We start from the raw sequence: 25,070 nt of genomic DNA, 5'->3' as shown, positions 1-25,070 counted from the left end.
CATAAAGGGGAAGATGACCGAAATGGCGTTAAAAGCGATTTTGTTCGACCTGGATGATACTTTGCTGTGGGATGAGCGCAGTGTTCGTGAGGCATTTCATGAGACTTGCCTGATCGCAGCGCAAGAGACAGGGGTTAAACCTGAAGAACTTGAAGAAGCAGTTCGTAATGAGGCACGTAATTTGTATGAATCCTATGAAACCTTTTCGTTTACCAAAATGATTGGAATCAACCCGTTTGAAGGTCTTTGGGCTAACTTTACGGGTGGAGATCAGCCGGAATTCCGCCAATTGGAACAACTTGCACCTGCATATCGTAAAGAATCATGGCATCGTGGATTGTTAAAGCTCGGTATTGATCGCGAAGATCTGGCAGAACGACTCGCCTCGCAATTCGGGGCAGAGCGGAGATCGAGACCCCATGTCTATGAAGAAACGATGGAGACGTTAAGTCATCTACAAGGAAAGTTCAAGCTTTTGCTTTTAACTAACGGGTGTCCTGCATTACAACAGGAGAAGCTTGATGGTGTTCCTGAATTAGCTCCCTTTTTTGATGAAATTATTATCTCGGGTAATTTTGGTAAAGGAAAACCTGACCCTTCGATCTTCAAGCATGCTTTGAGCAGGCTTGGAGTGAAGCCTCAGGAAAGTGTGATGGTTGGCGATAAGCTGACAACGGACATTCGTGGAGCGTTGTCAGCTGGCATTAAGTCTGTTTGGATTAACCGTGAGAATAAAGTGAATACCGAATCGTATGTGCCTGACCATGAAATCAAGCATTTATCTGAATTGGAACGCATCATTGCTGAATTCTCAATTAGTGCATCATAAATCGTATTTTTGTGTTCTGTCCAAACATTGTTAGGTTCCATGAGATGTTTTTCATCCATGAACCTAACAATGTTTTTTTGTTTTCGGAAAGATTGATTATAACGCATTAACGTAATCATAATTTTTTTTAGTAAAAGTTATTGAAATTATAGAACGGCTGCTTTAGAATATAACTAACATACTAGTATGACTAGTATGCGGTTGGATTTAGCGGATATCTGTTGACTTACTCGAATGAAGTGGAAGCGAAAGTTATTCGCTATTGTTTTGATATTGATTGTAAGCGCTTTACATAATTAAAGGGAACTGTTTTGTTTTGGAGATATAACAGGTAATGCTAGTACCAAAATGACGTTAAGCATCTTAACTGACCTAAATCCCTTATGATTACCATAATTGAGATCGCTTACATTATCTGTTTTTTAGTTTATTCCGCAGTGGGGGGGAAGTTCATCAAGGTAGTCTTCTACAAAAGATAAAGATCCAAAGAAAGAATTGAAATCGAAAACGCTTTTATTTTATCAAGCCAAGGAACGGAGAGTGAAATAATATATGGAGTCGGAAACCGCTAAAACCACGCTAACGATGACCTCTGTACGCAAAGAAAGCAGGTTAAGAACGGCTGCAGCTTTACTTCGCAAAGATTGGCAGTTGTACTCACTGTTAATCCTTCCAATTATCTATCTTATTATTTTTAAATACGGTCCGATGCTCGGTAACATTATCGCCTTTAGACGGTTCGTACCCGGAGGCAGTATTTTCGGAGAGACGTGGGTTGGATTCAGGTATTTTCAGATGTTCATCCAGGACCCAACCTTTTGGAAGGTATTTGGAAATACGCTTATGCTTGGTGGACTCGCGTTACTTTTCACCTTCCCCGTTCCGATCATTTTTGCATTGCTGTTGAATGAGGTGAAAAGTAAACGATTCAAAAAGTTTGTGCAGACCGCATCTTATCTTCCACACTTCTTGTCCATCGTCATCGTTGCCGGAATGGTTCTGCAATTAACAGCAGTCAATGGATCGATTAATGGATTGGTTTCATTTTTTACCGGAGACAGTATTCCTTTCATGCAGCGCGCTGAATGGTTCAGAACAATTTATATCACCTCTGAGGTCTGGCAGGGTATGGGTTGGGGAGCAATTCTATACTTGGCTGCGTTGACAACAATTGATGATTCTTTGTATGAAGCTGCACGAATCGATGGTGCGAATCGTTGGAAGCAAACCATCCATGTAACCATACCGGGCATTTTGCCTACCATTGTTACGTTGCTGATCCTGAACATGGGTAATTTTCTTGCAGTTGGATTTGAGAAAATCTTACTCCTTTACAATCCGCTGATCTACGAGACATCTGACGTGATTTCCACTTATTTGTACCGTGTAGGTTTGCAATCAAGCAACTTCAGCTACGCAACCGCCATTGGTTTATTTGAATCCATTATTGGACTGATCCTGGTATTCTCGGTTAATGCAATTTCACGGAGATTGACACAACGAAGCTTGTGGTAAAGGAGGAGCAATATGTTGGAATCAAAATCATACAAAGTATTTAAAGTGTTCAATGCCATCTTTTTGTTGCTTGTGGTGTTCATCACACTCTATCCATTTCTGAATGTCGTGGCCCAATCCTTCAGTAGCGAGGCTTATATCAATTCAGGCAAGGTAAGCATTATTCCCAGAGGCTTTAATGTAGAAACCTACAAGACGATCTCTCGTGACAACATGTTCTGGACCAATTATAAAAATACAATTATATATACTGTTGTAGGTACTTTGATTTCTATGTTCATGACAACCATTTTTGCTTATGCCTTATCCAAAAAAAGATTAATGGGACGCAAGTTTCTGACGATGTTCGCGGTGTTCACCATGTTTTTCAGTGGCGGCTTGATTCCAAACTATGTCCTAATTAATTCTCTGGGTTTCAATAATACGATGTGGGCATTGGTTGTCCCTGGTGCAATCAGTATTTATAACATGCTAATAATGAAATCATTCTTCGAAAACATGCCTGAAGAGCTTGAGGAAGCGGCAGCTATCGATGGTTTGAATACGTATGGTATTTTGTTACGGATCATTCTACCACTGAGTAAAGCTGTCATGGCAACAATGGTTCTATTTTACGCTGTAGGGCACTGGAATTCCTGGTTTCCAGCCTTCCTGTATCTCGACAAAAAGGAACTGTTCCCCGTTACAATCTACTTGCGCAATATGATTGCAGGTGCGACTGGTGGTGCTTCGGCTGGTGCTTCAGCAGACAGTTTGACTCAAATTTCTGCGAATATTAAATCGGTCACGATGGTACTGACCATTTTGCCTATTCTTACGATTTATCCATTTGTTCAACGGTACTTTGTAACCGGTATCATGTTGGGATCTGTTAAGCAGTAATCCTAATCCGATATAGTTCAACATCTTGATGGTAAGGCCAATCTAAACCACATGCAGGGGGAGAATTAAATGAAACAGAGACCACGTAAGCTGGTAGGCAAGATGGTATTGGCAACAATGATGAGTGTCGTTCTGGCAGCATGTAGCAGCGGAACTGGTGGAGAGAAAGTCGAACCAGAATCCAAGGGGGCAATGGAATCTTATGGTGTTGGAGAGACATTTAAAGCCACTGAGCCATTTAATCTATCTATCCTTTACAGTGACCAGCCAGCATATCCGTACAAGAAGGATTGGCTTCTGTTCCAAAAAATCACGGAAAAAACCGGTGTCACGTTGGACCCAACTATCGTTCCAATGAGTGACTATTCCCAGAAAAGATCCCTTCTCATCAGCTCAGGAGATGCACCGCTGGTTATTCCAAAAACCTATCCGGGTGAAGAATCTGCTTTTGTATCCTCTGGTGCGATTTTGCCAGTGAGTGATTATATTGACTTGATGCCTAATTTCAAGGATAAAGTAGAGAAATGGGGACTTCAGGATGAACTTGAGGGCCTTCGGCAAGAAGATGGGAAATATTATGTGCTTCCAGGTTTACATGAAGAGGTTTGGCCGGATTATACGCTCATTGTTAGAACTGATATTTTCGAAAAAAATAACATTGCCATTCCAAAGACATGGGATGAATTGTATAGTGCAGCCAAAAAGCTGAAGGAGATTTACCCGGATTCCATCCCATTCTCAGATCGGTTCAAGTTCAATAGTACGCTGGGTATTGCAGCTATTGGCTTTGGGACAAAAGCCGGATGGGGATTTGGTAATGGTCTGACGTACAAGGCAGACAAGGATGAATTTGTGTACACGGCTACAACACCGGAATATAAAGATATGTTGACTTACTTTAACAAACTGGTATCCGAAGGACTTCTGGATAAGGAAAGTTTCACCCAGGACGATGACCAGGCTACTCAAAAATTTGTTTCGGGAAAATCCTTCATGATTAATGGTAACTCGCAAACGTTAGTTCTGCACCGCAATGACATGAACAAAACGTTGGGAGAAGAGAATTTCTCCATCGCCAAAATTACAGTCCCTGGTGGTCCAAAAGGCCAGCTGATGTCTGGCTCCAGACTTGAAAACGGTGTCATGATTTCCGGGAAAGTTAAAGACAGTGACAATTTTAAAGCAATCCTGCAATTTATTGATTGGTTATACTATAGTGATGAAGGTCAGGAATTTGCCAAATGGGGTGTTGAAGGGGAAACCTTCACCAAAAAGGATGGCGTTCGTAAACTGGCAGAAGACGTGAATTATAACGGATTGAATCCGAAGGGCACGAAAGATTTGCGTATAGATTACGGCTTCTCTGGTGGTGTGTTTGCCTATGGAGGCACGACAGATTTGCTGCAATCCATGTTTAGTGAGGAAGAACTGAAATTCCAACAAGACATGAAAGATACAAAAGAAGTGATTCCTGCTGAGCCACCAATTCCTTACTCTGATATCGATCGTGAACAGGTGACATTGCTTAGCACACCACTCAAAGATTTCTCGGATCAAAATACCCTTAAATTTATTCTGGGAGAACGCAGTCTTACCGAGTTTGATGCATTTGTAAAAGAATTGGAGAGCCAAGGATTGTCTCAATATATGCAGCTTGCCAACGACACGTATAAGAAGTACAAAGAAAGTAAGCAACAATAGTTGTAAACTGAAGTTTGCTCAATTGCCGTTTCACTGAGAAGATTTTAGTGGAGCGGCAAATTGTGCTAATATGGAGGAATACGGCTGAGAGGAAGAGGTTAAGGAATGTCACTTAATCAAAAGATTAGAGGTTCGACCCGGGCTTATTCATACCATCTGATAAAGGAACGAATTCTGCACCTTGAACTTGAGCCCGGTACAAAGATTTCCGAGAAGGAAATTGCGGATGAATTGCAAGTAAGCAGAACACCAGTACGTGAAGCGTTCATGAAGCTTGCTGAAGAAGAATTACTTGATATCATCCCACAGAGTGGAACCATTGTCTCCCATATTAATTTGGAGCATGTTGAAGAAGGCCGGTTTATGAGAGAGAAAATGGAGAAGGAAATTGTCACACTGGCTTGTGCATCTTTTCCGGAAGAATTCAGATTCAGACTCGAAACCAATATTGCCATGCAGGAAGTATGTATAGGGAAAAATAATTTCTATCGTCTTTTTGAACTGGATGAAGAGTTTCACCAGATATTGTTTCAGGGCACAGGGAAAATGAGAACGTGGAAAATGTTGCAGCAATTGAATATTCCCTTTAATCGCCTTCGTTTATTACGGCTGTCTGAAGATTCCGATGCGGAGGTAATTATTTCACAACATAAAGAGATTTACCGGCTCATCACGGAACGTAAGACGGATCAAGCTGTTCAGGTTATGGAAGCACATCTCAGACTTGTTGTTGTGGAACAAGAGAAGATGAAAGCAAAATATCCGCATTATTTTATATGAATATCAAATGTTGTATACGATCTCAATATGAAGAAACCCCTGTTCGAAATGGACAGGGGTTTGTTGAGCACATATTAGAATTTGCTGATTATGCTTGTTTAATAAAAGTAGGATCCGGGTAAGGGTCTGCGATCCAGCCATCTTTTTCAATAAACAGGCGCACCGCAATGATTTGTTTGTTCTCCATTAATGTGAAGAAGTGTGGCGTATTCTCAGGTACCGAGATAACGTCTCCAGGAGACAATTCTACATTAAAGTAACCTACATCATCTGTAGCTTTGATGACAAAGATTCCTTTGCCGGCTACAATTGCACGGATTTCATCTTCAGCATGCGTATGAATTTCTTCAAATTTGGCAAGCTTCTCTTCAATGTCTGGAGTTTGTTCAGACAACGTAATTACATCCCATATTTGGTACCCGCGACGTGCGGCCAAATCTCTGATTTCATAGTCATATGTTTTGAGTACTTCTTCTTTTTGTTCATCCGTGAGTCCAAAGTTATTTTGTAGATCTGTGTTTAATTTGGACGCGTCCCATTTTTCATATAATACTTCATATTTGTTTAAGAAATTTCGAACATTTTCGTCTCCAGTGATACGTTCGTTCGTATTACGGATTACAATTTCAGCCATGTTCTTCCCCTCTTTTCCACTTGGTTTAATTGCTATTATATCGGAATGTTCTGTTTTTGTCGATTCGCAAATCATCTCACATTCATATAAACCCGCCACGTGACGGACCAAAACCGATCTTTCACATTAAGGTAGTTTCTGTTAAACTAAGATTTAACGTTTTGCGGGGGTGACGATATTGGATAAGCTTAGCCTACATGATGCATTAAAACAACGAATATTAATCCTCGACGGTGCAATGGGGACCATGATTCAACAGGTTGATCTCACAGGCGCAGATTTTGGCGGAGAAGACCTCGACGGATGTAATGAAATGCTTGTACTTACACGTCCAGAGCTAATCCAGCGTATTCATGAAGAATATCTGGAAGCCGGTGCAGATTTAATTGAGACGAATACGTTTGGTGCAACATCTGTTGTACTTGCTGAATACGACATTCAAGACCGTGCACGTGAAATCAATCTCGAAGCAGCCAGAATTGCAAAAGCAGCCGTGGATCGATTTTCGACACCGGAGTCTCCGCGTTATGTGGTGGGTGCCATGGGACCTACAACCAAAACGCTTTCTGTAACAGGCGGAGTAACGTTTCAGGAGCTCATCGACAGTTATTTCGAGCAAGCGCTCGCTTTAATTGAGGGAGGCGTTGATGCGCTGCTGCTCGAAACCTCACAAGATACTCTTAATGTAAAAGCAGGAAGCATTGGAATTCAACAAGCATTCGAGCAAAGTGGTATCAAGCTTCCTTTGATGATCTCAGGAACGATCGAACCGATGGGTACAACACTAGCTGGTCAGAACATTGAGGCCTTTTATATATCCCTAGAACACCTTAACCCAATTTCAGTGGGACTAAACTGTGCTACAGGTCCGGAATTCATGCGAGACCATATTCGCTCGCTATCCGGGATGGCTTCAGTTGCGGTAAGTTGTTATCCAAATGCAGGTCTTCCGGATGAGAACGGTAATTACCATGAATCCCCTGATTCGCTTGCTCAGAAGATCGGTGCTTTTGCCGAACAGGGCTGGTTGAACATCGCGGGTGGCTGTTGTGGGACAACTCCTGCGCACATTCGGGCAATGCGGGATACACTTGCCAAGTACCCTCCAAGAGAAATGAACGGAACACATCCACCAGCATTGTCGGGAATTGATCCAGTATACGTTGAACAGGACAATCGCCCATATATGGTTGGGGAACGTACGAACGTACTTGGATCACGGAAATTCAAGCGTCTTATTGTTGAAGGGAAATATGAAGAAGCATCGGAAATTGCTCGGGCTCAGGTAAAAAATGGGGCACATGTTGTCGACGTTTGTGTTCAGGACCCGGACCGTGAAGAAGCCGAAGATATGGAGAAGTTCCTTGAACTGGTTGTCAAAAAAGTAAAGGTACCGCTTATGATTGATACGACAGATGCAGCTGTCATTGACCTTGCACTGCAATACTCACAAGGTAAAGCGATAATTAACTCCATTAACCTTGAGGACGGCGAGGAAAAGTTCGAGCTGGTCACTCCATTGTTGCATAAATACGGCGGTGCTGTCGTTGTCGGAACGATTGATGAACGTGGACAGGCGATTAGCCGTGAGGACAAGCTGGAGGTAGCCAAACGATCTTACGATTTGCTGGTGAACAAATATGGACTAAAAGCAGAAGACCTGATCTTTGATACCCTGGTGTTTCCGGTGGGTACGGGCGATGAACAATATATCGGTTCGGCCAAAGAAACAATTGAAGGTATTCGTGTCATTAAAGAAGCAATGCCTGAATGTCACACTATACTGGGCATTAGCAACATTTCATTTGGTCTGCCTGAAGCAGGGCGGGAAGTGTTGAACTCTGTATTTTTGTATGAGTGTACCAAAGCGGGTCTCGATTATGCCATTGTTAACACAGAGAAGCTGGAGCGTTATGCTTCCATTCCGGAGGAAGAGCGCAGACTCTCGGAAGAGCTGTTATACAATACAAATGACGAAACACTGGCCGCTTTCGTTGCCGCCTTTCGTAATAAAAAGGTCGAGAAAAAAGAAAAAATTTCGAACCTTTCGCTAGAAGAACGTCTCGCTTCATATGTTGTTGAGGGAAGTAAAGAAGGATTGCTGCCCGATTTGGAGCAGGCACTCGCCAAGTATACAGCGCTTGAAGTGATCAATGGTCCCCTGATGCGGGGGATGGAAGAAGTAGGGCGACTGTTTAACAACAATGAGCTGATCGTGGCAGAGGTGTTGCAGAGCGCGGAGGTCATGAAGGCTTCTGTCGCTTATTTGGAGCAGTTCATGGAGAAGAACGAGACGTCAGTAAAAGGTAAGATCATCCTAGCGACGGTGAAGGGCGATGTACACGACATCGGCAAAAACCTGGTGGAGATCATCCTTTCCAATAACGGTTACCGGATCATCAATTTGGGTATAAAAGTACCACCAGAGCGAATTATCGAGGCGTATAGAAAAGAAAAAGTGGATGCGATCGGTCTATCCGGTCTATTGGTTAAATCGGCGCAGCAGATGATTCTTACAGCTCAGGATTTGCGAACAGCAGGTATTGATGTACCTATTATGGTTGGTGGTGCGGCATTAACACGTAAATTCACAAAAAACCGTATACGTCCCGAATATAACGGAATGGTTGTCTATGCAAAAGATGCCATGGACGGCCTGGATCTGGCCAACAAGCTGATGAATCCAAGCACGCGTGAAGTGATGCAACTTGAGATGGAGGCTGAAAAAGAGGCTGACGCTTCAGGTGCAGAAAATGTACAACCACTTCCCGAGCTTACTCGGGTAGAGCGTTCGGATATCGCAATCGACAATCCGGTTCTCATTCCGCCGGATCTGGACCGACATGTCTTGCGAAACTATCCGTTGTCACACATATTACCGTATGTGAACATGCAGATGTTGCTCGGACATCATCTTGGTTTGCGCGGCTCGGTAGAGCAGCTGCTTGCGTCGGGTGATCAGAAAGCAACGGATCTGAAAGCGGTAGTGGATGATATTATGCAGGAGGCTGTTCGTGACGGAATTATTCAGGCGCATGCCATGTATCGTTTCTTCCCGGCCCAATCCAGCGGTAATAGTGTCATCGTCTATGACCCTGAGAATACGAGCAATATCTTGCATACATTCACGTTCCCGCGCCAAAAAGTTGAACCCTTCCTGTGCCTGTCTGATTTCCTGAAGCCGGTAGAATCCGGACAAATGGATTACGTTGGTTTTATGGTTGTAACGGCCGGACACGGTGTAAGAGAATTATCAACTGCTTGGAAGGATCAAGGCGATTATCTTCGTTCACATGCTCTGCAATCCGTAGCGCTTGAAGTAGCAGAGGGATTAGCAGAGCGGGTTCATCATATGATGAGAGATATCTGGGGATTCCCTGATCCAGCCCAGATGACCATGAAGCAACGTCATGGAGCACGCTATCAGGGAATAAGGGTATCATTCGGATATCCGGCCTGTCCTGATTTGGAGGACCAAGGACCGTTGTTCAAGTTGTTACAGCCTGAGGATATCGGTGTGGAGCTGACTGAAGGTTTCATGATGGAACCTGAAGCATCTGTATCGGCGATGGTGTTCAGTCATCCGCAAGCGAAGTATTTTAACGTAGATAAGGCATAAAAGTAAAATGTCAGGCAAAGCCCTCCGCATTGTCGGAGGCTTTTTGCTGGCAACAGAAAGAGGTGCGATCCAGAGTGGAACTATATTTCCTGGGAACTAACGCTGGTGTACCTACGCTTCAGCGGAATGTAACGTCCATAGGGCTGCGCATGTTGGATGAGCGCAGAGCATTGTGGTTGTTTGATTGCGGGGAAGGAACCCAGCATCAGATTTTAAGTTCTCCGCTTAAATTGAGCAAATTGGAGAAAATATTCATAACCCATCTTCATGGAGATCATGTATTTGGACTTCCGGGTCTACTCTCCAGCAGAGCTTATCAAGGTGGCACTACACCGTTAACGGTGTATGGTCCGCCAGGCACTGAACGAATGATCATGACTACGATGGAACTTAGCCAGTCACGTCTAAACTATGATCTAAGCATTGTAGAACATACAGGCGGAGTGCTTTTTGAAGATGAGACCTTTATCGTGGAATCAGCGTTGCTGGAACACCGTATCGACAGTTATGGGTATCGAATTACCGAGAAGGATCGTCCAGGCAGTCTGGACCCTGGGAAACTGGCTGAGTATGGCTTGAAGCCTGGGCCGTTATTTGGTCGTTTGAAACGTGGAGAAACCATTACTTTAGACAACGGTGACTCACTTCGCCCAGAAGATGTATTGGGGGCGCCAAAGCGTGGAATGGTCGTTACCATTTTGGGGGATACACGCCCATGTGACAATGTACAGCCACTAGCTCGTCATGCGGATGTCCTCGTACACGAAGCTACGTTTCTGCATGATTTGGCTGATACGGCTCATGAATACTATCATAGTACCTCGAAGCAAGCGGCCGAGGCGGCGAGAGCAGCAGATGCAGGACAGCTGATCATGACCCATTTTAGTTCCCGCTACAAAGATGAAGATCAGTTGCAGCCACTTCTGGAAGAAGCGCAGTTGATATTCCCAAATACGAAACTTGCGATTGAACACGAGCTTATTCCAGTGGTTCACCGCAAGGATGAATCTCAGTAGTGGATGTGCGAAGCAGAACAGCCAAACACAACCGGAGAAGAAGCCGTTAATTGTACGGGACTGAGGGGGGATTACACCCGCGGTCCCTTTTGCAATTGGACGGGAAAGCGTGTAGGATGGGCAATATAAAGAGGGAAATGATTCAAATTATTTTCCGGGAAAGCGCAGGAAATGACAAGCATGTACAGAAGACGCGCAAGCCCAGACGTCCGTGTTCGATTCGATTCGACGGGTTGCGTGCAGATGCGAGCAAGTCGTTGTTTGGTACTGTATACATAGGATAGCATTGAATTTAAATGCGAATGGTTAAGGACATGAAATGTTAACGGGATAAAAGAAGGGAAGTGCTGTATATGATTAAGGCCTACCTGATTGATCTGGATGGTACACTCTATCATGGCAGACATCGTATTGAAGGAGCTGATGAGCTTATTCGGACATTAAATGAACAAGGCATGCCTTATTTGTTTGTGACTAATAATTCTTCGCGTACCCCCCAAGGTGTGGCAGATCATTTGAAGGGGATGGGTATCCCGGCCGAAGCATCTCAGGTTTGTACATCTGCGGTGGCAGCTGCGGAATATGTGGCTGAAGAAGCTCCTGGTGCGAAAGTGGCCTGTATCGGAGAGGAAGGACTGTTGCAAGCGCTACAAGCAGCAGGGCTTAAACTCACGGATGATAAACCGGAGTACGTTATACAAGGCATTGATCGTGAATTTTCCTATGATAAACTGACCAAGGCACTTCGTTGGATCAATGGCGGCTCCAAATCCATTCTGACCAACCCTGATCTACAGCTTCCTTCTGATGATGGTCTTACACCAGGAGCGGGGACAATTGGGGCAGCAATAGAAGCAGCCACCGGAGTTCACCCTACCGTAATTGGCAAACCATCAAGTATTATTATGAAGTCTGCCATTAGCCGTTTGAACTTAAAGTCTGATGAAGTTGCTGTAATCGGAGACAATATGCGTACAGATATTGCGGCAGGAGCAGCAGCGGGTTGTGAGACTATTCTGGTTCTTACCGGAATTACAACACGCGATAACATGGACAGTCACATCCAGGCGGCCAAGGTTCGTCCTGATCATGTCTTTGAAGATTTGCATAAACTGATTGAGTGGCTGTCGCAGACGACAGGCCAAGCATCCAAGAAGGGGTAGATGAACGATGCCGGAATTGCCGGAAATGGAAAACTACCGGACCTTGCTGTCCGAGAACATACTTGATTTACCGATTACAGGTGTGGTGGTTAATCGTGATAAATCGATTAATACCGAGCCTGATGTGTTTACCCGCGAATTGACAGGTAATCGTATCATATTTGTAGAACGCCGGGCCAAGCATCTGATTTTTCATCTGGCTAATGGTAAGCGTCTGGTACTGCACCTCATGTTGGGCGGAATGATTTTCTGGGGCACGGAAGCTGAACGGCCTGATCGTACCACTCAAGTAGAGATTCAGTTTGGAGACTACACTTTATTCTTTATTGGGCTTCGTTTGGGATATCTGCATCTGCTGACGTCGAAAGAAACAGAAGAGGCCATGTCAGATTTTGGCCCTGAACCTTTGGATCGGCGCATGAATATAGAACGCTTTGCTGCCCTGTTGAAGGGACGTCGGGGCACACTCAAAACGACACTGGTCAACCAGCATATTATTGCAGGCATCGGAAATTGTTATTCGGATGAGATTGCATTTGCAGCAGGCCTGAGACCAAGCTCCAAAACGCAAAATATTGCTGCTTCGCCTGAACTCACAGCACGTTTGTACCATTCTGTGCAATCCGTATTGCGAGAAGCTGCATCGGAAGGCGGTTATATGGAAATGCCGTTGATGCAGGGAGATACCAAGACGGGAAGTTATGATGAGCAGTGCCGGGTGTATGATCGTGAAGGGGAAACTTGCCCTCGCTGCGGGGGAACGATAGCACGCGTGGAAATTACGGGCAAGAAGGCTTTCTTCTGTCCAGATTGCCAGCATGAGGCCTAAAAGCGGAATCGGGGCACATGTCAGCACCAGAGGCGGATTTCTTCAGGCAGCCAAGCGGGCATATGAGATGGGGGCTACGGCATTTCAATATTTTCCAAAGAACCCTCGGAGCCTTGGCTTGAAAGAACTGGACCTCAAAGATGCTGAACAGTGTCGGGATTGGTGTGAGAAGCAGGGTCTTGCTTCAATTGCCCACTCACCCTACCCCACGAATCCGGCTTTGGGCAAAACCCGAGGAGAGGCGGGTTTTCATGCTACCATCGCATCGATACGTAATGATCTGCACATTGCAGATGCCTGCGGTTCGGTTGGGACTGTAGTTCACTTTGGACATCTCAAGAGCAATGAACCACTCGAAGGATATCAGAATCTCATATCCTGTCTGGATACCGCATTAGCGGAGTGGGATGGACAGGCAAAGGTTCTGCTTGAAAATCAGGCTGGAGATCATGGTCCCATGGGTACGACGATGGAAGAATTGATACAAATTCGCAAGCTAAGCCGGTATCCCGAGCATATTGCTTTTTGCTTTGACACGTGTCATGCTTTTGCTTCAGGCATGTGGACGACAGGCAATGAGGCATCGATGCTGGAGAAAGGCAGACTGCTGGGATACTGGGATGCTCTTGCGGCTGTTCACTTTAATGATTCGAAATATCCATCCGGTTCATGCAAGGACAGACATGCACGGATCGGACAGGGTTATATAGGAAAAGAAGCGATGCAGGAACTGTTATGTGCGCCCGAGTTTCAGCAAGCTGTAGTTGTGCTGGAGACCGAATCAGGCGAAGATGGAACACACCGCGGTGACATTGAGCTCATGCGTTCCTGGCTTTAAATGGGGAGAGGAGCGATTGTAATGCATGTTTTTTTGGATGATTACCGAGCTTGTCCAAAAGGATTTGTTCTGGCTACGAATGCAGAAGAATGCCTAATCCTGCTTAGGGAAGGTGACGTGGACATTTTATCCCTGGATTATGAACTGGGTCCGGATTCCCCGAATGGCGGTGAAGTTGCTGCTTCCATCGTCCGGGAAGGTTTATTCCCGCGACAGATCTATCTGCACACGTCCAGCATGTATGGCAAACGTCAGATGTACGAATTGTTATACAGCAATAAACCAGACTCTGTTACGGTCCATAATGGTCCGATGTCTGGGGAGATAATGCTTCGTGTTGCTTCGGGAGAAGAAAGCTGATGAGGCCTATTACGACCAAAATGTTAATGCGCGGTGTATGGGAAGGTATGCCTCAGGCTGTATTTATTTATACCCCGCTCTGCGGAACTTGCGGAGCAGCCCGACGAATGCTGGAAATTGCCGAGCATTTACTGCCTGAAGGGATTTTGACTGAGATGAATATTCACGATATACCTGAACTGGTCCAGCAGTTTCAGATTTCGAGTGTACCTGCGGTTATGTTGTTTGATGGTGAACATGATGTGCCCAAAATGGTCTATCGTATGAACTCTGTCGAGCATCTGCTAGGGGAAATCCGAAAGGCGGTGGTAAAATGAGTATGATCTCGATGGAGCATGTATCTCTTAGACGGGAAGATAATCAGATTCTGGATGACGTTCATCTGCATATCAAGGAAGGTGAGCACTGGGCCATTCTCGGACGCAATGGATCGGGCAAAACAACGCTGCTTGAAATGATGAATGGATATATGTTTCCAAGTCAGGGGCGCATTGAAGTACTGGGCAACCTCTATGGTCAGTGCGACGTTCGGGAGGTTCGTAAAGACATTGGTTATATCAGTCAGACCTTGATTGAAAAACTGACGCTACGTGATCCGGTATGGGAAGTGGTTGCAACAGGAGCTTATGCTTTTTTGCGTTTCTATCAAACAATCCCGGACGATGTGAAGGCCAAAGCAATGAGTCTGCTTGATGAAATGGGCTTTGCAAAATTGGCTAATCATCCGCTAGGCACCCTTTCTCAAGGGGAGCGTAAAAAAGTAATGCTGGCTCGTTCACTGATGGCAGATCCTAAATTGCTGATTATGGACGAGCCTTGTGCCGGCCTAGATCTGTATGAACGCGAGAAAATGTTGGCCGAAATTGATCGGCTGCATAAGCGTAATATCACTGTCGTTTATGTGACTCATCACGTCGAAGAGATCGTACCACTGTTCACACATGTGGCCTTGATCCGTGATGGACGTATTGCTGCGGAAGGTCCCAAACATGAAGTCTTAACACAAGAAACAATTAAGCATACGTACGATGTTCCAGTTGATATCCAGTGGGATAATGGACGTCCTTGGATCCGCGTACGTTCTGGAGGGTAACACAATTTGAGTACACAGTCATCTTGGGGAGAAGGAGACTTCTCCCGTTTTATCTGCACAGCCAACCATGGCTTTGCACCCTACGCTCAGGAGGAATTGCGCCGTACGTTTGGTGCAGTCAAGAGCACGGTACTCGTACCGGGTGAAATACTGCTTGCCGGTCTTCCGGTTGCCGAAGAAGAGGTGCCGATTACGCTTTTGCAGGCTAACCCAACGTTTTTACGTCATATTCAGCCTGTTCAATTTCAGGAAAACACGGAAGATTCAGCGCAAGCGATGGAAAAGTTAATTTCATTTGTGCTTAACCATACTGAATTAACAGGCACGAATGTTGCATTACAAGTTCGTAAAACTGAAGGGGCCTTCTGGCAGGAAAATGCGGCTTCTTTGAAACAGCTTCTGATCGAGAAGCTGGATGATCTTGGCTGTGAGTGGGTTGTTCGTGATGCGGAATATGTGATATCTGTCTTTGTTGCGAATGACACGATATACGCCGGAGTATCCAAACCTGAACAAAATTTGTCTGACTGGAGTGGGGGGGCAGTTCGTTTTCAGAAGGAGGACGGACAGATCTCCCGGGCCAAGTTCAAATTGCTTGAAGCGGAGCAGACATTTGGCATTGACTTTACATCTTTCCATAGAGCATTGGATATTGGTGCTGCACCAGGTGGATGGACTTCTTTTCTGCTTGAGCGCGGGCTTGAAGTTACAGCGGTTGATCCGGCGAAGATGGATGCGTCCCTGCTACAATCGCCCAAACTGACCTTTTTGAAAAAAAACGCAGGCGATGTACGCTTCCGCGAAGGAGAGTTCGATCTGCTCGTATGTGATATGAGTTGGAGTCCAAAGCTGATGAGCCGCCTTGTATCGGACCTGTTATATAGCCTTCAATCGGGAGGAACAGCAGTTGTTACGGTGAAGTTGCTGCATAAGAAGCCGCTCGCGTTGATTAAGGAAGTCATCGACACATTTGAGCGCTCAAGAATGCAAATTCAACGCTCCAAGCAGTTGTTCCACAACAGGGAAGAGATCACGTTGTATATGATTAAGTATTAAGTTATTAAAGGCATTAAACTTTATGCTTTACAATACCTCATTGCCTATACTATAATGATATCAATATTAACCATAACAAGTTGAGGGAAAGCATCCCGAAGGTGAACAAGTCCGGTTATCCGGTCTGTTGCGCTTCGGTGAAGCTTTCCCTTTTTTGTTATGTAACCAAGGAGGAGTTCATATGAGACAGCCGGCTAGGCTCGGGCACGGAAGCCTGCTGGGAGGAAGATATCGTATCGTGTCCATTCTGGGTTCGGGTGGAATGAGTCATGTATATGAAGCAGAGGATTTGAAGTTGCCAGGCAAAACCTGGGCGATCAAAGAAAGTGTGACGGCGATGCCATATGAAGGCAGTATGGAGTCTGAAGCTGCTCTCCTGACATCTCTGAGGCATCCCAGATTACCACAAATCGTAGATTTTTTTGTCCCGGATGAGCTTGGGTATACCTATCTTGTTATGGAGTACATTGAGGGATTGACACTTAGTGACTATTTCAAGCAATGTCGTGGAAAGATTCCGCTTGAACATATGACAGAGTTTGTATTTCAGTTGCTGGATGTATTGAGTTATTTGCATAGTCTGGACCCGCCTGTCATCTATCGGGATTTGAAACCATCTAACATTATGATTACACCGGAACATGAAGTCAGGCTGATTGATTTTGGAATAGCGAGGAGCTATAAAGCACAAAAAGTCGATGATACGGTTAAATTGGGAACGGCGGGCTTCGCTGCACCTGAACAATATGGCTCAGGACAGACGGATGCGCGTTCAGACCTGTACGGGCTTGGGGCATTGCTGCTCTATCTTATGACTTGTGGAGCTTATACGGAATGGATTCAGGGAGTGGAGAGTTCCATTCGCAGTGATGTTCCACGTACCTATCTCCCGGTTGTGCGAAGGTTACTGCGCCTGAATCCGAATGAGCGTTTTCAATCTGCAGATGAAGTCCGCAAGGAACTGCTGCGCAGACCGGGTATAGCAGCTGGTGGTGCAGAAACCACGGTGACCATAAGCGGAGGAACCAGGGTGATCGCTCTGACGGGCGCATCATCCGGTGTTGGGGTAACGCATACGGCTATAGCCATCAGTCACTACCTGGAACGGCAGAATTTCAAAGTGGCCGTAATCGAGATGTCTCCCCGGTCTCAGTCATTTGCTCGTATTCAACAAGTGGCTTATATGGGTAAACCAGTGCCATCCGGCAGACAGTTTGCTGTGGATGGCGTGCATTATTGGAAACAATCGGGACGTGCAGACATCCTGTCTTTATTGGGAGGCAGCTATCAGTTCATTGTGATGGATCTGGGCAGTGGTCAGGATCAGAACCGACTTGAAGAGTTTCTCAGAGCCGACTTGCCCATTGTTATAGGTTCCGGTGCTGAATGGAGACAAGCGGAGATTGGATCTTTTGTCCGTTCACACAACCGGTACCCGAGAGACAAATGGATCTACTGCCTGCCGCTTGCAGCAGCTGAAGCCGTTCAACGCATACGCAAAACGTTGGACACTTCCAGTGTATACGGATTACCTTTACATATCGATCCATTCGATCGGGAACCGCAGATGGATAAGGTTTTTGCTCATATTCTGACTCATATGATTGGGCAGCTTCCCAAGAAACGTTCATTCTTTGCAAGAAAAAGAGTACATGATTAGTAGAGATTGCGAAAGGAGAGCCTCTTTTGTCTAAATTAAGAAAACAAAGCCGTCAACTGATTTACGCTGGATTGACGGGAGCAGGAGCAATTGGTTTGTTGTTTGGGGCATATGTTATTTACAATGTCAAAACCATGAGCGACACGAGGGCTGAAGTGGAGGCCCGTTACTCATCAGCCTTCGAACAAAAAGAAGCTGAATTGATGCAACAATGGAACTCGGGGGCACAGGGATGGGTAACTATACGGGATGTTGAAGCAGGAGAGCCGATATTGCCCGAGGATATCAAACTGATAGCCGTTCCGGATGCACAAGCACCAAGGAATCTGTGGTCCAGCTCCAAGCAGATGGATGGCCAAGTGGCGAAAATAGAATTAAAAAAGGGAACGGCTATTACAACTGAAATGGTGTATGAGGATACCCCGGCACCGCCAGATTTAAGAAACCGTGAACTACAGGTTGTTTTATTACCATCTTCTCTTGTGAAGGGTGACATCATTGATATTCGTATTCAGTTTCCAACGGGGCAAGACTATATTCTCCTGTCCAAAAAGAAAGTCGAAAGATTAAATGCAGCTACACTATGGATTACGATGACGGAGGAGGAGATTCTTGCCCTTTCAAGTGCAATTGTAGATGCTTATTTACATAAAGCTTCAATCTACGCCCTAACCTATGTAGAACCACAGTTCCAGACACCAGCAATCCCGACATACCCTGCCAATAATGAAGTGTTAAAACTGCTGGAGAGTGATCCGAATCTTGTGCGACGGGCTGAAGTGGAGTTAGCACGACAGGTGCGAAGTTCACTCGAAAGCTCTCTTGCTGCCTCCTTGTCAGCACCGTCCCAAGGTGTGGAGCAGGACGTTGCGCAATCCTCTGTCTCGTACAATAAACGTCCTGGAGCGAATAATTCTTCAGGTACCGATGGTGTTATCTGGAATGACGGTTCAGGTAGCGCTGGAACGACTGGCAAAGGAAGCAATGATTCTTCAGCGTCAGCTGCGAGTACGAATGAGCAGAAAAGCTTGCTGACGGGTGGAGAATAAAAAAGCCGAATTTATTAATAATTAGTTCATATAACAATGAGTTATAAAACCTGAAAGGAGATTTTTAGAGCTATGCCAACATGGATTTTTGCCGGGTTATGCGAGAAGAATGACCTGATGCTGTATCTTTGCAAAATACTGGCCTCTTCTGGTAAACGTGTATTGCTCGTTGATGGAACATTACAACAAAAATATGGGTACGGTGTTGGAGAAAGTCAGCAATCTTTGCGAATTACAGAGTTTGAAGGCTTTGATATAGCCTGTCAATTTGTAACCTCAACCGCTGTTGAAAGTCACCTTGAAGCGAGTGGTGAGCAATTGGAAGCATATGATTACGTTCTTTATGACATGGAGACATCACACTTTGCATCACGTGAGCTATGGCTGAAAGCAGATATACGTATCTGGGTTAGTGACTATGAACGTTACAACCTGGAACGGGGCAAAGGCTGGCTAAGGCGATTGCTTGAAGAACAATCTCTGCCAGCAGAATTACCATTTCAACGGATTTTGATTAATGCAGTTGATTGCAAACTGGAGGCACGATATCTCTGGGCGTATCTGGAAGGCAGTCCGTTTGTATGGACGGGGGAATCGTTGATGCTTCCATGGGATGAGTTGACTGCAGCAGTCAAGCTGGAAAACGAGCATCACCGTCGAATCCATCTGGCGCCATTATCACGGAACTATAAAAAATCGCTATGCAGATTAGTGGAACAGTTGACGGGTTGGGAAAATGTCCAGAGTCGTCGGGCCATTAAAGAAGCTGAAAGGATGAGGGCATGAGCACTATTTCGTTTTGGAGCCCTTTCGCAGGAACGGGCAGCACGTCATGTGTATTAATCGCCGCGTATGCGATGGCACTTCACTATAGAACAAGAGTCCTGCTTGTAAATACAGGGCCTGTAGGGAGCAGTGCAGAGGCTGCCCTGCCACTCAATGAAGTAGGAGTAACAGGGTCAGAATTTACTTTTGAAGAGGGAGGTTGGGATGCGATTGAACGTCTCCATATCAGTGGGAGTCTGAATAAGCATAATTTGAGGGATTATACCAAGCCGCTTCTCAAAGATCGTCTAGACTTGTTGACCGGCAGAATTAACAGGATGGAACGTTCCCCACAGGAGCATGTGGAGACTTTGAAAAGACTGTTGGACGTAGCGAATGAATATTATGATCTGGTTCTTCTGGACGCAGACCGGGCAGGCGTAAGTGCTCAAATTCTGTTGGATCAGGCTGATTATATTGTTGTAAACCTGAATCAAAATATGAGGGATTTGGAGAAATTTTTTGAAGAAATCAAACCCGAGCGCATGAGTAATCAGAACATGCATGTCGTATTGAACAAGTATGATCCCCATTCTCGCTCAACCATTACCAACATTCGGCGGCGCTTTCAATACAAGGGGGCGATATCGGTATTGCCGTATACAACCGAATTTCTGGATGCGTTCAATCGTCGCGATGCGGCGGCATACTTGCAATTGGAAGGCTTAAGGGACCATAAGGACATTCGTAAAGGGAGCTTTGCTGCAAGTATGGCTGAACTCGCTCGCTTCATTATGGACGGTGCTGGAATGCGTACCGTTCTGAAGAGGCTCGAAAGGGGCGCCTGAACTTCCCATGCTCTGGAATACCCTCTGTTTAATTTTAATTTTGCTGTTATGCCTTGCTTATATCTGGTTCAAATATAGAGCTTCCCATCGTGAAAAGATTAACCGTTCTCCTGAACGAGAGTCTTTCACGATTGAAGGATTGACAGAGAAAGTGAAACATTCACTTCATGAGCTCAGTCATAGCCAACTTGCTGACGCGGGACTGCATGAGGAAGAATATCGCCGGAGAATCAATCAGCGCGCGGAAATGCGGAAGGCTCTTAAAGGCTGTGTATCCGGCAGCATCAGTGACAAAACGTATGTCAAAAATCTGATCGGTGATCTGCTGACTCGCAGTATAGGCTTGAACAAGTCAAATATAGATGAAGTCATTTATTTTGAAGAAACCGAGTTGCTGACGATCCAGGATCAGTTTGAAATTGTGTTTTATTTATATCGCCAGCAATTCGGTGTCGATGCTTTGTCACGCATGATTGACACGTATGACCTTGGCAGATTGAGGCTGGATGAACGTGCTGATGACGGAGGAAGTTACTATATCTCCGAAGAGGACATCCGGTATGTGTTCGAGTGTGAGTATAGAGAGCTGGGAATCAGAGAAAAAACGGATATTATCGTTCAGCGCATCTACCAGCATTACAAAGGCTTTTCGGTAGTTGATGAAATAAGGGACCAACGGATTGATGGGGTTAGTGGTGGTGTTAGTGGCATGCTGGATGCCATTCAGGATATGGGGCTGCGGCAGCCGGCTTCGTGGAACGATCTGTTGGAGGATGGACTCGAAGATGTTTCCCTTGAAGAACCACTTAGTGGGATGGAAAGTGTCTGGATTTTCTATAAAGGTAAATCCATTCATCTGTCCTTCCTGTCTTTTGGGAGTATCCGTGAACTGAAAAGGGTATGTCAAAATATTTACAAATACAACTATCCAGGGCAGCTTTCAGAAGCGAATGGATACAAAGTGAACGAGATGAAGGACGGCTCACGTGTCGTTGTTGTGCGTCCTCCCTTTGCTGAATCATGGGCTTTCTTTGTCCGGAAATTTGATATTCCCAATGCTTCACTGGAACAGCTGATTACCGGAAATAATGCAGATCTGCCAATTACGTTGCTGCAGTATCTGATGAAAGGCAGTCGAATTACAGCCGTAACCGGAGCACAAGGGTCGGGCAAAACGACGCTGCTTATGGCGATGGTGAAGCATATTTACGCCTCGTATACCCTAAGGGTACAGGAGATGGCTTTCGAACTACAGCTGAGGCGTATATACAGTCGGCGTAACATTCTAAGTTTCCGGGAGACGGAGCACATTTCAGGTCAACAGGGACTGGACTTACAGAAAAAGACGGATGGTACAGTGAATATTCTTGGTGAAGTTGCAAGTGATGAAGTAGCTGCTTGGATGATTCAGATGTCCCAGGTAGCCAGTCTGTTCACCCTGTTTACCCATCATGCCAAAACGTTTCGCGATCTGGTCTTCTCTCTCCGTAATTCACTGCTCAAAACAGGTATGTTTCAACATGAACATATTGCCGAGGAACAAGTGGTTAGTGTTATTAATTTCGATGTACATATGAAAAAGGATGCTGAGGGACGAAGATATATAGAACGAATCACGGAATGTCTTCCACGTGCGGATAAAGGCGACAGTGTGGAAGAAAGAGCTGGTTTTGCGTTTCGCAATGTGATCGAGTACAGGGACGGCAATTACGTCGTCACAGCTCCGATCTCATTAGGGAGTATTGCGGATATGCGAGATCAGATGACACTACACGACGCTGCACTGTTCGAACAGTTCATCAAGCAATATTGGAGTGATACCTATGACCGTTAAGCTGGTTCTTCTTTTGGTGCTGGGGATATGTGCAGGTGGACTGGTGATCACGCTACTTGTATTGAATCTGCTGCGTCATAGAGGAGGTGACACTGCAAGTAAATCTGTAGGGATTGCTACGTTGAACGGAAATCGTACGCTGCAGTGGGGAACATTCCTGTTACAGTCCTATCGATGGGGCATGAAAGTGCCGCTGCTCTCTGCTTATATTTTACAAGTGAAGAAACGAATCTCATTCCGGCATGTTGGCGACGAACCAGCATTAAGACGAATGACCATGAGCGTGGTTCTCATTATTTTCGGAGGATACGGAAGCATCAGTGTAATTCTGTTTCTTATGCAACCAGGTATCGCCTTTGTGGTATTGTCGGTACTTTGCGCTGTAGTTCTGAACAGTCTTGTACTGGATATGTGTCTGAATCGTATAGAGAAGCGATTGTTGGTGCAGATGCTGGACCTGTTTGCCGACGTGAGACATCGTTATCACCAGCATGGAATGGTAGAAGAAGCACTGTATGAAGCAGCTGAAGCAGGTAAAGGAGAAGCTGCAGAGCAAGTACTTTTGATCTATGAGGCATTGACTTCACCAGATCCGAACGAAGCATTGGAACGATACTATGAGATTGCACCGAATCGTTTTCTCAAGGGGTTTGCCGGCATTTCATATATGGTGATGGAGTTTGGGGACAAAGACAGGGCACAGGGTTCAATCTACTTGAAAGGTCTTGGGAATCTGACGCAGGAAATTCATCTGGAGATTTTGCGGCGGGACAAACTGGACTATCTCTTAAAAGGACTGAACATCATTGCACTGGCTCCCGTTCTGTTCACAGCTCCAATTGAACGCTGGGCCAGAGGAAGTTTTCCGACAATGGATGAATTTTATCGCAGCAAAATCGGATTTGTAACCAAAATATCGATCTACATCATTATTATACTTGCCTACTTGCTTTTGCAAAGACTACAGCAATATGATGAAACCCGCTATCGGACAGGACGCAAACACTCCAGAATCGATCAGTTTCTGTACAGGCAGACATTCATTCGTAAAGTTTCAATGTTGTTCGCGCCTAAACCTGGCAGTACCAACTACAGTCAAACGATAAGGCTGATGCGGGAAAGCAGCTCAGAACTAAAATACGAATGGCTGGCTATACGCAGATTAATGTTATTTGCAAGTTGTTTTGTCCTGACTATTGGCTGTGTCTTGCTGCTGCATCAGATTGAACGAAATCACGTCTTGCATGATCCTGTGAGAGATGACCGGATGTTTGGCGCGATGGGAGAGGTGGAATTGAAGCAGGCTAGAGAAAAGACAAGCTTGGATCAAGCCGTGCTTGAGAGCATCGAAATGAGGCGGGGAGCAACCTATGATGAAATATCGAATGCTTTGCAGGCCCTGAACCCCATACAGCTGGATCATGATACACAGGCTGAAACCATCGCGCGCATCATGCAGAAGCTGGAGGTATACAACAAACAATACCTCCACTGGTGGGAGCTGATGATTGCAGTCATAACGGGTTTAGCGGGTTATCACATGCCGATCTGGCTTATGATGTTCCAGCGCAAAATGCGCAGCATGGACATGAGGCATGAAATTTATCAATTTCAGACCGTTATATCAATCTTGCGGGAAATGGACCGTATGTCTGTCGAGGAAATATTAGAATGGCTCAATCGATTTGCAGTCATTTTCAAAAGGCCACTTCAAAAATGTTTGTTGCACTTTGAGCATGGGCCGGAGCAAGCACTTGAACAATTGAAAGAAGAGGCGGGTCTGCCTGAATTTCAGCGTCTGGTTGATAAACTGCAACTTGCACTTGGGAAAATTTCGATTCGGGAAGCTTTTGACGATCTGGATAGCATGATGGCCTTTTATTTTGAACAACGCAAACAGGAATATACCAAGATGATAGATGTTAAAGCATCATGGGGAAGAATGATCGGGTTTACACCGATGTATGCCCTGATCTTCCTCTATCTGGTCATTCCGCTGGTAGGCATGAGTTTCCTGCAAATGAACATTTATTATGAACAGATTCAGAAACTGTAACGACTAAGTACGTCGCAGTCTGAAATAAATAACAATAAATTTAGGAGGATTTATCATGAACAATGCATCAAGCGCTTTAAAGGTGGCAGCAGGCATCTTTCTGACCATCGCCCTTATTACAATTGTGGTTTTGTTGTTTATTTCGGCTCAGGAGGCGACCAAAACGGCACAAAACAATTTTGCGGATATCCAGACCGAGTTGTCCCAAGCTGCATTTACGGTGTATGACGGAACTACCATTAGCGGATCACAGGTTACGAACGCGTTGCGTAAATATGCGGACAAGGATCAATTCGGGATTCAAGTTATTACAGGTAAAAATAAAGGAGGCCAATGGTATGGTAATCAGTTAAACATTTCCCAGGATCTCAATAATGCGGATTATGGCTCTGTTATTAAACCTGACGAGAAAGTGGGCGTTATCAACCAGACTATGAGTGAAAAAGATAATCAGTATGTCAATCCAAGCGGTAAATTCAAAGCAATTATTGTAAAAGACAGATCTAATGTAGTAAGAGGGCTTATTTTCCAGCAATCCTGACA

23 protein-coding genes are annotated in these 25,070 nt (G+C 45.1%); 22 read left to right on the top strand and 1 reads right to left on the bottom strand.

The annotated features are described in order from the left end of the window. Positions 1 to 22 precede the first annotated feature (22 nt). The 5 genes from JNUCC31_RS01585 (at position 23) to JNUCC31_RS01565 (ending at position 5,707) form a co-directional block, all read left to right on the top strand. Positions 23 to 829, top strand: coding sequence for an HAD family hydrolase (locus tag JNUCC31_RS01585; RefSeq protein ID WP_192267943.1), 807 nt, complete (start codon positions 23 to 25; stop codon positions 827 to 829). 585 nt (positions 830 to 1,414) lie between these two features. Beyond that, on the top strand, positions 1,415 to 2,344 hold the full coding sequence (locus JNUCC31_RS01580; protein ID WP_379383085.1) for an ABC transporter permease: 930 nt from the start codon (positions 1,415 to 1,417) through the stop codon (positions 2,342 to 2,344). Between the two features lie 12 nt (positions 2,345 to 2,356). After that, positions 2,357 to 3,226 carry a carbohydrate ABC transporter permease gene (locus tag JNUCC31_RS01575; RefSeq protein WP_192267939.1) on the top strand — a complete coding sequence of 290 codons (870 nt, stop codon included), beginning with the start codon at positions 2,357 to 2,359 and terminating at the stop codon, positions 3,224 to 3,226. Between the two features lie 69 nt (positions 3,227 to 3,295). Continuing rightward, a complete protein-coding gene (locus tag JNUCC31_RS01570) occupies positions 3,296 to 4,927 on the top strand; it encodes an ABC transporter substrate-binding protein (RefSeq protein WP_192267937.1) in 1,632 nt (543 codons plus the stop codon). A gap of 105 nt (positions 4,928 to 5,032) precedes the next feature. Further along, a complete protein-coding gene (locus JNUCC31_RS01565) occupies positions 5,033 to 5,707 on the top strand; it encodes a GntR family transcriptional regulator (protein ID WP_192267935.1) in 675 nt (224 codons plus the stop codon). Between the two features lie 88 nt (positions 5,708 to 5,795). Here JNUCC31_RS01565 and JNUCC31_RS01560 read toward each other — a convergent pair whose 3' ends face one another. Then, complete coding sequence (locus tag JNUCC31_RS01560) at positions 5,796 to 6,341, bottom strand: cupin domain-containing protein (RefSeq protein WP_192267933.1); 546 nt, start codon at positions 6,339 to 6,341, stop codon at positions 5,796 to 5,798. A gap of 178 nt (positions 6,342 to 6,519) precedes the next feature. Between JNUCC31_RS01560 and metH the strand changes: the two genes are divergently transcribed. The 17 genes from metH (at position 6,520) to JNUCC31_RS01475 (ending at position 25,068) form a co-directional block, all read left to right on the top strand. After that, positions 6,520 to 9,960, top strand: coding sequence for a methionine synthase (gene metH / locus JNUCC31_RS01555; RefSeq protein WP_192267931.1), 3,441 nt, complete (start codon positions 6,520 to 6,522; stop codon positions 9,958 to 9,960). 74 nt (positions 9,961 to 10,034) lie between these two features. After that, entirely contained in the window at positions 10,035 to 10,976 is a 942-nt protein-coding gene (gene rnz / locus JNUCC31_RS01550) for a ribonuclease Z (protein WP_192267929.1), read from the top strand. A gap of 137 nt (positions 10,977 to 11,113) precedes the next feature. Then, a complete protein-coding gene (locus JNUCC31_RS01545) occupies positions 11,114 to 11,260 on the top strand; it encodes a hypothetical protein (RefSeq protein WP_228469437.1) in 147 nt (48 codons plus the stop codon). A 69-nt stretch (positions 11,261 to 11,329) separates the two neighbouring features. After that, positions 11,330 to 12,139 carry a TIGR01457 family HAD-type hydrolase gene (locus JNUCC31_RS01540; protein WP_192267925.1) on the top strand — a complete coding sequence of 270 codons (810 nt, stop codon included), beginning with the start codon at positions 11,330 to 11,332 and terminating at the stop codon, positions 12,137 to 12,139. 7 nt (positions 12,140 to 12,146) lie between these two features. Continuing rightward, positions 12,147 to 12,968: an Fpg/Nei family DNA glycosylase gene (locus tag JNUCC31_RS01535; protein ID WP_192267923.1), complete on the top strand. Its 822-nt coding sequence runs from the start codon at positions 12,147 to 12,149 to the stop codon at positions 12,966 to 12,968. Further along, positions 12,958 to 13,806, top strand: a complete 849-nt coding sequence (locus JNUCC31_RS01530; RefSeq protein WP_192267921.1) for a deoxyribonuclease IV — start codon at positions 12,958 to 12,960, stop codon at positions 13,804 to 13,806. The genes JNUCC31_RS01535 and JNUCC31_RS01530 overlap by 11 nt, the downstream gene beginning before the upstream one ends. Before the next feature lie 21 nt (positions 13,807 to 13,827). Further along, on the top strand, positions 13,828 to 14,166 hold the full coding sequence (locus JNUCC31_RS01525; RefSeq protein WP_192267919.1) for a cyclic-phosphate processing receiver domain-containing protein: 339 nt from the start codon (positions 13,828 to 13,830) through the stop codon (positions 14,164 to 14,166). Further along, on the top strand, positions 14,166 to 14,483 hold the full coding sequence (locus JNUCC31_RS01520) for a thioredoxin family protein (RefSeq protein ID WP_192267917.1): 318 nt from the start codon (positions 14,166 to 14,168) through the stop codon (positions 14,481 to 14,483). The genes JNUCC31_RS01525 and JNUCC31_RS01520 overlap by 1 nt, the downstream gene beginning before the upstream one ends. Positions 14,484 to 14,485: 2 nt before the next feature. Then, positions 14,486 to 15,259 carry an ABC transporter ATP-binding protein gene (locus JNUCC31_RS01515; RefSeq protein WP_192272644.1) on the top strand — a complete coding sequence of 258 codons (774 nt, stop codon included), beginning with the start codon at positions 14,486 to 14,488 and terminating at the stop codon, positions 15,257 to 15,259. A gap of 6 nt (positions 15,260 to 15,265) precedes the next feature. After that, positions 15,266 to 16,315: an SAM-dependent methyltransferase gene (locus JNUCC31_RS01510; protein ID WP_192267915.1), complete on the top strand. Its 1,050-nt coding sequence runs from the start codon at positions 15,266 to 15,268 to the stop codon at positions 16,313 to 16,315. A gap of 181 nt (positions 16,316 to 16,496) precedes the next feature. Next, a complete protein-coding gene (locus JNUCC31_RS01505; protein ID WP_192267912.1) occupies positions 16,497 to 17,975 on the top strand; it encodes a serine/threonine protein kinase in 1,479 nt (492 codons plus the stop codon). 26 nt (positions 17,976 to 18,001) lie between these two features. Beyond that, a complete protein-coding gene (locus JNUCC31_RS01500; RefSeq protein ID WP_192267910.1) occupies positions 18,002 to 19,024 on the top strand; it encodes an SAF domain-containing protein in 1,023 nt (340 codons plus the stop codon). Positions 19,025 to 19,096: 72 nt separating this feature from the next. Beyond that, complete coding sequence (locus tag JNUCC31_RS01495; RefSeq protein ID WP_192267908.1) at positions 19,097 to 19,810, top strand: hypothetical protein; 714 nt, start codon at positions 19,097 to 19,099, stop codon at positions 19,808 to 19,810. Then, the gene (locus JNUCC31_RS01490; protein WP_192267906.1) at positions 19,807 to 20,637 is read left to right on the top strand and encodes a CpaE/TadZ family protein; all 831 of its coding nucleotides are present in this window, start codon (positions 19,807 to 19,809) and stop codon (positions 20,635 to 20,637) included. Before JNUCC31_RS01495 ends, JNUCC31_RS01490 begins: the two co-directional genes overlap by 4 nt. Positions 20,638 to 20,644: 7 nt before the next feature. Then, entirely contained in the window at positions 20,645 to 22,471 is a 1,827-nt protein-coding gene (locus JNUCC31_RS01485; RefSeq protein ID WP_192267904.1) for an ATPase, T2SS/T4P/T4SS family, read from the top strand. Continuing rightward, positions 22,461 to 24,527, top strand: a complete 2,067-nt coding sequence (locus tag JNUCC31_RS01480; RefSeq protein WP_192267902.1) for a hypothetical protein — start codon at positions 22,461 to 22,463, stop codon at positions 24,525 to 24,527. Before JNUCC31_RS01485 ends, JNUCC31_RS01480 begins: the two co-directional genes overlap by 11 nt. Before the next feature lie 55 nt (positions 24,528 to 24,582). Continuing rightward, positions 24,583 to 25,068, top strand: coding sequence for a hypothetical protein (locus tag JNUCC31_RS01475; RefSeq protein ID WP_024630375.1), 486 nt, complete (start codon positions 24,583 to 24,585; stop codon positions 25,066 to 25,068). The last annotated feature ends 2 nt before the right edge of the window (positions 25,069 to 25,070 follow it).

It is taken from the genome of Paenibacillus sp. JNUCC-31 (assembly GCF_014844075.1).
Lineage (GTDB): Bacteria > Bacillota > Bacilli > Paenibacillales > Paenibacillaceae > Paenibacillus.
Note: the sequence above shows the minus strand (reverse complement) of the source record. Positions and strands in the feature narration are given on the sequence as shown.

Coding starts and splice junctions, on each gene's coding strand:
- JNUCC31_RS01525 (WP_192267919.1), top strand. CDS start 13,828: ATGCATGTTTTTTTGGATGATTACCGAGCTTGTCCAAAAGGATTTGTT.
- JNUCC31_RS01565 (WP_192267935.1), top strand. CDS start 5,033: ATGTCACTTAATCAAAAGATTAGAGGTTCGACCCGGGCTTATTCATAC.
- JNUCC31_RS01560 (WP_192267933.1), bottom strand. CDS start 6,341: ATGGCTGAAATTGTAATCCGTAATACGAACGAACGTATCACTGGAGAC.
- JNUCC31_RS01535 (WP_192267923.1), top strand. CDS start 12,147: ATGCCGGAATTGCCGGAAATGGAAAACTACCGGACCTTGCTGTCCGAG.
- JNUCC31_RS01490 (WP_192267906.1), top strand. CDS start 19,807: ATGAGCACTATTTCGTTTTGGAGCCCTTTCGCAGGAACGGGCAGCACG.
- JNUCC31_RS01480 (WP_192267902.1), top strand. CDS start 22,461: ATGACCGTTAAGCTGGTTCTTCTTTTGGTGCTGGGGATATGTGCAGGT.
- JNUCC31_RS01530 (WP_192267921.1), top strand. CDS start 12,958: ATGAGGCCTAAAAGCGGAATCGGGGCACATGTCAGCACCAGAGGCGGA.
- JNUCC31_RS01540 (WP_192267925.1), top strand. CDS start 11,330: ATGATTAAGGCCTACCTGATTGATCTGGATGGTACACTCTATCATGGC.
- JNUCC31_RS01520 (WP_192267917.1), top strand. CDS start 14,166: ATGAGGCCTATTACGACCAAAATGTTAATGCGCGGTGTATGGGAAGGT.
- JNUCC31_RS01545 (WP_228469437.1), top strand. CDS start 11,114: ATGATTCAAATTATTTTCCGGGAAAGCGCAGGAAATGACAAGCATGTA.
- JNUCC31_RS01495 (WP_192267908.1), top strand. CDS start 19,097: ATGCCAACATGGATTTTTGCCGGGTTATGCGAGAAGAATGACCTGATG.
- JNUCC31_RS01570 (WP_192267937.1), top strand. CDS start 3,296: ATGAAACAGAGACCACGTAAGCTGGTAGGCAAGATGGTATTGGCAACA.
- JNUCC31_RS01575 (WP_192267939.1), top strand. CDS start 2,357: ATGTTGGAATCAAAATCATACAAAGTATTTAAAGTGTTCAATGCCATC.
- JNUCC31_RS01475 (WP_024630375.1), top strand. CDS start 24,583: ATGAACAATGCATCAAGCGCTTTAAAGGTGGCAGCAGGCATCTTTCTG.
- JNUCC31_RS01485 (WP_192267904.1), top strand. CDS start 20,645: ATGCTCTGGAATACCCTCTGTTTAATTTTAATTTTGCTGTTATGCCTT.
- JNUCC31_RS01505 (WP_192267912.1), top strand. CDS start 16,497: ATGAGACAGCCGGCTAGGCTCGGGCACGGAAGCCTGCTGGGAGGAAGA.
- JNUCC31_RS01515 (WP_192272644.1), top strand. CDS start 14,486: ATGATCTCGATGGAGCATGTATCTCTTAGACGGGAAGATAATCAGATT.
- JNUCC31_RS01585 (WP_192267943.1), top strand. CDS start 23: ATGGCGTTAAAAGCGATTTTGTTCGACCTGGATGATACTTTGCTGTGG.
- JNUCC31_RS01580 (WP_379383085.1), top strand. CDS start 1,415: ATGACCTCTGTACGCAAAGAAAGCAGGTTAAGAACGGCTGCAGCTTTA.